This window comes from Pseudomonas sp. P5_A12 (assembly GCF_056400685.1).
In genome coordinates this window covers 1-6,942 of sequence record NZ_JBFUKU010000276.1, presented here as the reverse complement: position 1 = coordinate 6,942, position 6,942 = coordinate 1, and the positions used below count along the sequence as shown (strand labels likewise).

General features: G+C 59.7%; 4 protein-coding genes. 3 read left to right on the top strand and 1 reads right to left on the bottom strand.

Annotated elements, in window-relative coordinates; genetic code table 11:
• The 3 genes from AC1DSG_RS25155 to AC1DSG_RS25145 form a co-directional block, all read left to right on the top strand.
• The coding region (locus tag AC1DSG_RS25155) for an ABC transporter permease (protein WP_477793313.1) at positions 1 to 554 on the top strand (554 nt) is incomplete at its 5' end.
• A gap of 25 nt (positions 555 to 579) precedes the next feature.
• Positions 580 to 1,344: an ABC transporter ATP-binding protein gene (locus AC1DSG_RS25150; protein WP_477793312.1), complete on the top strand. Its 765-nt coding sequence runs from the start codon at positions 580 to 582 to the stop codon at positions 1,342 to 1,344.
• Positions 1,345 to 1,402: 58 nt separating this feature from the next.
• Entirely contained in the window at positions 1,403 to 2,785 is a 1,383-nt protein-coding gene (locus AC1DSG_RS25145; protein WP_477793311.1) for an LLM class flavin-dependent oxidoreductase, read from the top strand.
• A gap of 84 nt (positions 2,786 to 2,869) precedes the next feature.
• On the opposite strand, the gene AC1DSG_RS25140 is transcribed toward AC1DSG_RS25145, so the two are convergent.
• On the bottom strand, positions 2,870 to 6,262 hold the full coding sequence (locus AC1DSG_RS25140) for an Ig-like domain-containing protein (RefSeq protein WP_477793310.1): 3,393 nt from the start codon (positions 6,260 to 6,262) through the stop codon (positions 2,870 to 2,872).
• Positions 6,263 to 6,942: the final 680 nt, after the last annotated feature.

Genomic DNA, 6,942 nt, shown 5'->3' with positions numbered 1-6,942 from the left:
GGACCACACTGGGCCTGGTACTGGGTTGCCTGTTGGGCCTGTCGCGGCATTTCGAACGTTTAGTGGGTCCGAGCTTCAACACCTTCAAGCAAATATCCCTGTTCGCCTGGATCCCGCTGATCTCGGTGTGGTTCGGCCTGGGCGATGTGGCCAAGGTGGTGTTCCTGTCATTGGCCGCACTGGTGCCGGTGGTGGTCAATACCTGTGACGGTTTGCGCAACGTCCCGCCCAACCTGTTGGAAGTGGCGCGGGTGTACGGCTTCACCCGTTGGCAAACCATCATCGGGGTGATGCTGCCCGCCGCCTTGCCGTCGATTTTTACCGGGCTGTACCTGGCGCTGGTCTACTCCTGGCTGGCGACCATCGGCGCTGAATACCTGTTGGTATCGGGGGAGGGCATCGGCAACACGCTGATTGATGGCAGCGAACATTTCATGATGGACCTGGTGTTGTTTGGAATGGTGATTATCGGCCTGGTGGGATGGGGCCTTAACGCATTGGCCCGGACACTTGAGCGGCGGATGCAGCGCCTGTATGGCATCGCACCACGTTGATTGGCACTTTCAAAAGGATCGCAACATGCTCAACAACAGCCTGACCCTGGAAAACATCAGCAAGCGTTTCGCTTCCCGACCGGGTAGTTCGACGCAGTTGCAAGTACTCGACAACATCCAGCTCGACATTGCGCCTGGCGAGTTCATCAGCATCGTCGGCGCCAGCGGCTGCGGCAAATCCACGCTGCTGCGCCTGATTCTGGGCCTGGATGAAGAATACGACGGGCGCATCCTGTTGGATGGCAAACCCATCGAAGGCACTGGCCTGGAACGCGGCATCGTGTTTCAGGATCACCGTTTGTTCCCTTGGCTCAACGTTGAGCAAAACGTTGCGGTCGGGCTCAAGAATTCACCCCTGAGCGCTGCGCAGAAACGCGACACCGTGCGCGAGCACATTGAACTGGTCGGCCTGCAAGACTTTATCGATGCCTACCCGCATCAGATATCTGGCGGCATGGCGCAACGCGTGGCGATAGCCCGCGGCCTGGTCAATCGACCGAGCGTGCTCTTGCTGGATGAACCGCTGGGGGCGCTCGACGCGTTGACCCGTGCGCGCCTGCAAGGCGAGCTGCAAAACATCTGGGCCAAGGAAAAAATCACCATGATTCTGGTCACCCACGATGTGGATGAGGCGGTATTCCTGGGCGATCGCGTGGTGGTGATGCAACCCAACCCAGGCCGCATCCGGCGCATTCTCGACATCGATCTGCCGCGTCCGCGCAACCGCAGTGACGCCCGATTCATCGCCCTGCGCGACGATGTGCTGAGCGATTTCGCCGAGCTGCACTGAGCCTCCGCGCCGCACGCAAGCGCCTATTTTTATGCCTGCTTTTTTCAAGGAACGGGAAATGTCCGAACGTCAGCTCAGCCTCAACCTTTTCATCTACCCGAACGGTCATCACGAAGCCGCCTGGCGTCACCCGCAGTCGGTGCCGCAAGCTTCCATGGACATCGGCTATTACCAGCAACTGGCGCTACGCGCTGAACGCGAGAAGCTTGATGCGATTTTCTTCGCGGATTCGCCGTCACTGGCCGAAAGCGGCCGTGAAGGTCTGCGTATTCGTTTCGAACCCATTACCTGGCTGGCGGCCATTGCTGCGGTGACCCAACGCATCGGCCTGATCGCCACGGCCAGCACGACCTACAGCGAGCCTTACAACCTGGCCCGCTCGTTCAGTGCGCTGGATCACCTCAGCAAGGGGCGCGCTGGTTGGAACATCGTCACCACTTCCATGGCGGCAGCAGCCGCCAATTTTGGCCTGGACCAACACCCGTCGGCTCATGATCGCTACGCTCAGGCCGAAGAGTTCGTGCAGGTGGTCGGTGACCTGTGGGACAGCTGGGAGGACGATGCGCTGGTGCTGGACAAGACGTCCGGGGTGTTTGCCGACAGCGACAAGGTGCATTCAATCAACCACGTGGGCACTTACTACAGAGTCAAAGGCCCCTTCAACTCGCCGCGCTCCCCACAGGGGCGACCGGTGCAGGTGCAGGCCGGGTCTTCCGAGGATGGCCGTGATTTCGCCTCCAGGCACGCCGAAGCGATTTTCACCGCGCACCAGACCCTGCAAAGCGCGAGCGAATTCGCCAACGATATCCGTGCTCGGGCGAAAGCGGTGGGACGCGATCCTGGCCAGCTGAAAATTCTCCCGGGCATCAGCCCGTACATTGGCAGCACCGAAGCCGAAGCCCAACGCAAGTTCGACGAGCTCAACGATCTGGTGCTGCCGCATGTTTCACTCGGTCAATTGCGCCGCATGTTGGGTGTCGACCTGTCCGGTCACGATCTGGATGCGCCATTCCCGCGCCACCTGGTCAATTTCGACAGCAGTGAGAGCCAGTCCAGTCGCTTCAAGCTGATCATCGACATCGTCGACCGCGAGAAACCGACGTTGCGCCAGTTGATCAATCGCCTGGCTGGTGCTCGGGGGCATTGGGTTCCGGTCGGTACACCGGTGCAGATTGCCGACTTGATTGAGCAGTGGTTCCGCAGTGGCGCCGCTGATGGTTTCAATGTGATGCCGCCAGCGTTCCCGGAGGGCTTTGAAGTGTTCCTCGATGAAGTGCTGCCGATCCTGCGCAAGCGTGGGCTGTTTCGCCATGAATATGCGGGCAGTACGCTGCGCGAGCATTATGGTCTGAGTCGCCCGGTTTCGCGTTTTGCCCAGAAGTCCGCCTCAGCGACCTTGCCATCGCGCAGCGCAGTGCAATTGATTCCGGACCCTGTTTGATCTCGTTCCGGGCTAAAGCTGTATCAGCGGGAGAGCGCCTCAAAGACTGTTGAGGCTCTCTCCCGTTGACGTTCTATTGAAGACTCAGTGAGAGACAATCGGTGCCGTCACCGACTTGCCGAGCGCCGAGGTAATGGTGATGGTCGGGTTAGGCGACGGGCCACTGCCGGTGGTGGTCACCGATATTCGCCAGCGAGCGCCGGTACCGATCGGGGTCAGGGTCGCCGTGCCAAGGTTCAGCGGGCCCGCAGTGGTCGAGGCCGTTGCCGTGATGGTGTTGCCCGTGCCTCGCGAGGTGGTGCCAGCCAGTTCCCAGGTGTAGCGACTGTTGCTGCGGGCGGTAACTACAGCGCTGGTAACCACCAGGTCTTCGTTGACCGCCGAAGCGGACACCGCCACGGACACTGTCGCCGGGTTCGACACCGCATCCTTGGCGTCGCTGGCGTTATAGGTGAAGGTCGCGGTGAACGGCGCGGGGATGGTGGGCGGAGGGGTGTAGATCACCCGCACACCGTCGGTGCTGACCGTGCCCTTGCCCGAATCCGGCTGGTTCAGGTCCACCACTTTGAGCGGCAGATTACCGTCGGGGTCGGTGTCGTTGGCCAGCACGTTGATGTTCACCGGTTGCCCGTTGTTGCTGGTGGCGCTGTCGGGGTTGGCCACCGGTTTTTGGTTATCGCCTTCGTTATTTTCGTCATCGCCACCGGTGCGGAAGGTCGGCAGGGCCGCGGAGGCCACGTAGGTGACACCGTCCCAGCCCGGCAGGGGTGTTGGCATCAACTGGAACTGGCCGGGATGTTCAATATCCCAACGCAGCAACATGGAAGTGTCCTCGTGCTGGGTGTTGTGGCAGTGCTCGACGAACGTACCGGCGAACTCGCGGAAGTGCAGCGCTACGTCGATTTCCACAGAACTGTCGATCTCTGCGCCAACGCGATACACGTCCTTGCGCGCCCATTTTTCCCATTCCGCGGGTGCCTTGCCGTCGCGGCTGAGGATGATGCCTTCTTCGAAATGCACGTGCACCGGGTGGCTCCAGCCGTTACCGCCGTTCTTTATTTTCCAAACTTCGAGGGTGCCGTCGCCGGAGAACCCGGCGTCCGTCGGGCCGTTGGCCAATTGCGGGGCGGCGCTGATCCGGCGAGGATCCATGGCGTAGCCGAAACCGCCGTCGGTCTTGACGGTCCAGGGGGCTTCATCGGTGCCATCGGAGCGACCGAAAATGAACTCGCGATGCCGCGCCACTTTGAGTTTGGCCTGGTCGGTGGCATTGTCTCGGTCGATGGTCAGCGGGATCATTTTCTTGCCGGCCGCTTTGCCCGGTTTGGCCGGTTCATAGTCGGCCGGGTTCATGCTCACGTCCTGGCCGGTGTAAGGTTGCACCAACAGCTGCAGGAACTTGCCCACCACCGGGTCGCCCTTGTCCCACATCGGCCCTTTACTGGTTTGCTTGATCTCGGCCTTGTACTCCTCGGACAGCACGTCGGTCAGGCTCACTTCCTCTGTCTGCGGGCCCTTGCCGGTCTGGTGTTCCATCAGGTTGACGAAATACAGCTTGTCGCCGGGCTTGATCCCGTTTTTTGCGAAGTTGATGATGATGTCGTAACGCTCGGCAATCGCCTGCGTCGGCAGGATCGCGTTGTGCCGCTGTTTATCGCCGTCACCGTCCAGGTCCATGCTGCCGTCGAAGGGGATGGCATGTTCCATGATGTTGCCGTCATTGCCGATCATGTGAAATGGCACGCGGGCATAGGACACACCCGAGCCTTTAGGCCCCTGGAATTCGCCGCCGCTACCGGCGATTTCACGCACCACGGCAATCTTGAAGTAACGCGACACCGAGCCGTTGAGAATGCGGAAACGGTAGCTACGTGCGCGCACTTTCAGGCGCGGCTCGTACTGCCAGTTGACCAGCATCTGGTCGCCAAGAAAGCCGTCGGTGTTGAATGGGTTGAACCACAACTGACCGTTGGCGTCCCAGGCCTTGTCCGCGAGCACCAGATTGACGTCGTAGTCACGGTTGCCCCAGGGCATCGCCGAACCGCTGGGCAGGCGCAAATTGACCCCGTCCTCCAGCGCTTCGTTACCGCGATCCAAAGCGCTGTAGTAGTTCATCATCACCGCGTTGCCCTTGTAGACGTTCTGCGCGGTGAAATCGAGCATGTGGTCGTGGAACCAATGCGTACTCATGGTTTCACGCCAGTCGCCACGAATCTTGATTTTGCCGTTGTCGCAGGTTTTCAGGCCGGGGCTGGCGTCGTTGACGTACAGCGTTTCGCCCGGTGCGCAGGGGAACGCCGCGCGAGGGTCATGGGCGTCGGTGTTGATGGTGTCGTAACCGGCCAGCTGCAGCGGCCAGCGGTAGTCGTAGTACTGCCCCGGAAAGAAAAATGCGTTGGTGTAGCCATCGCTTTCAGCGGGGGAGTGGCCGTTGTGTTCGTGGGTGCTGATGGTATGCAGACCGAAGCCCATATTGGCTGCAGGGTCGATCGGCAAGGCGTTGTAGTGACGCATCAGCACCGGTTGGCCATAGCGCACCATCAGCAGTTTGGCCGGAAAGGTGCCGTCGAAGGTCCACAGGGCGTTGTGATTTTGCAACGGAAAATTTGGGTGGAAGCGCGTATCGATGCCTTTGGTGGTGCCCGTCGTGGTCGGGATGTCAGAAGTCTGATAGTAGAGCCCGCCCGGCCCGAACTCACCGACGGCGTAGTTGTGCAATTGCCTGCGGTCGCGCATGCCGGTGTTGACCCGAGCGCCCACTTGCACGGTTTTGTAGGCGACTTGTGGGTAGAACTCGTTCCAACGCTGATGCGACCAGCCTTTTCCCGGTGGCCGCCCTTCGGCCGGCGAACCCACGGGATGGCGGTTGAGGAAGGTTTCGATCTGCGCTTTCCACGGGTTGCGGTCCAGTACGTTGGAGAATTGCGACGGGAACGGAAACAGGCCAGGCTGGCGCATGAACGCATCCAGCGCGGCACTCGACGGGGCGCTGCGAGCAACGCTGTTCGGGTCTTGCGCAGGCGCCGGGCCGACGGTGGGGGCGGGGAAGGTCAGGGGCGGCGCCGGGATCGTCGGGTCGAGTTTCTCCGTGCCGAATTCCTCGAACAGCAGCAATTGCTGGGTAAAGGGTAGCGCCCCGAACAAGGGGCTGGGTTTACCGTTGGTGGGGAAGTTGTACGAGGTCTGCACGCTTGGTGGCAGCACGTTTTCTGCACGCGGCGTGTCACGGTCGCCGTACACGCCGTTGGGCAAGGCAATCGAGCCCTGGTTGGCTTCCGGCAATGCTTCCAGGGCGTCCATCGCAGCTTTTGGATCAGCGGGCGGATTGCTGTAGGCCGAAGGATCCGTGGGCGGTGGCGGGCTTACATCATCAAGCGGTGCTGCGCTGACGGTAGCCAGACTGCAGAAAATGACAGTGGCTACGCCACATGTACTCAGGTAGTTGAGCGAACTGAACGCCGATGCAGCGTTTTTCATTGTGTTCCCCTCAAGTCATGCCAAATGGCGAACTCCGCCGTCCCCAACGGAAACGACAGCTACTGCGCTGCAAGGGGTTGGGGCAAAATCCGGGCCAAGGGCAAAATTGAGGAAAAAACTCAGATTTATTAAGTAGTTGATTGGTAGTGTTTCTCAGTTGAAACATTTTAGTGGTGGGGGATATCCCTCGAAATAGGTGGCTTTTTGCCTGAATGGGTGCGGGAGCAACCCATTTTTGCTGGTGAAAGTCCTGCTTTCGTACCGTAAACATGCGTCGTCGTACAACATGCCCGGACACCCCAAGACCTCACATCCCGTCGTTAATCCCCGACAATTCACACGATTGATGATCCTGCAGCTACCGAGTTCTGTAAGAAATCAAATTTTTCACAAGCAATTCTCGTCAAGACCAACGGCAATTTTGGATATTGACAGCCCATCATGTAACTAGATATAAATGGCGCAGTTGTACGACGACAGACGATACGTCGACTGTTCATGCCAAAAAATAAAAAGAGTGTCGGCCCCATCATGAATTCAACTTGCGTACTCATCCCCCTCAACGTCGCTTCCTCTGGCCTGATCTTGTCTGCTTGCGCGCCTGCACAGTCAGTTCCGTCGCAGGCGAYTGTCCCGCCAAACCCCTGCTAGTACTCGCTACACGCCCAGCTCCAGCCACC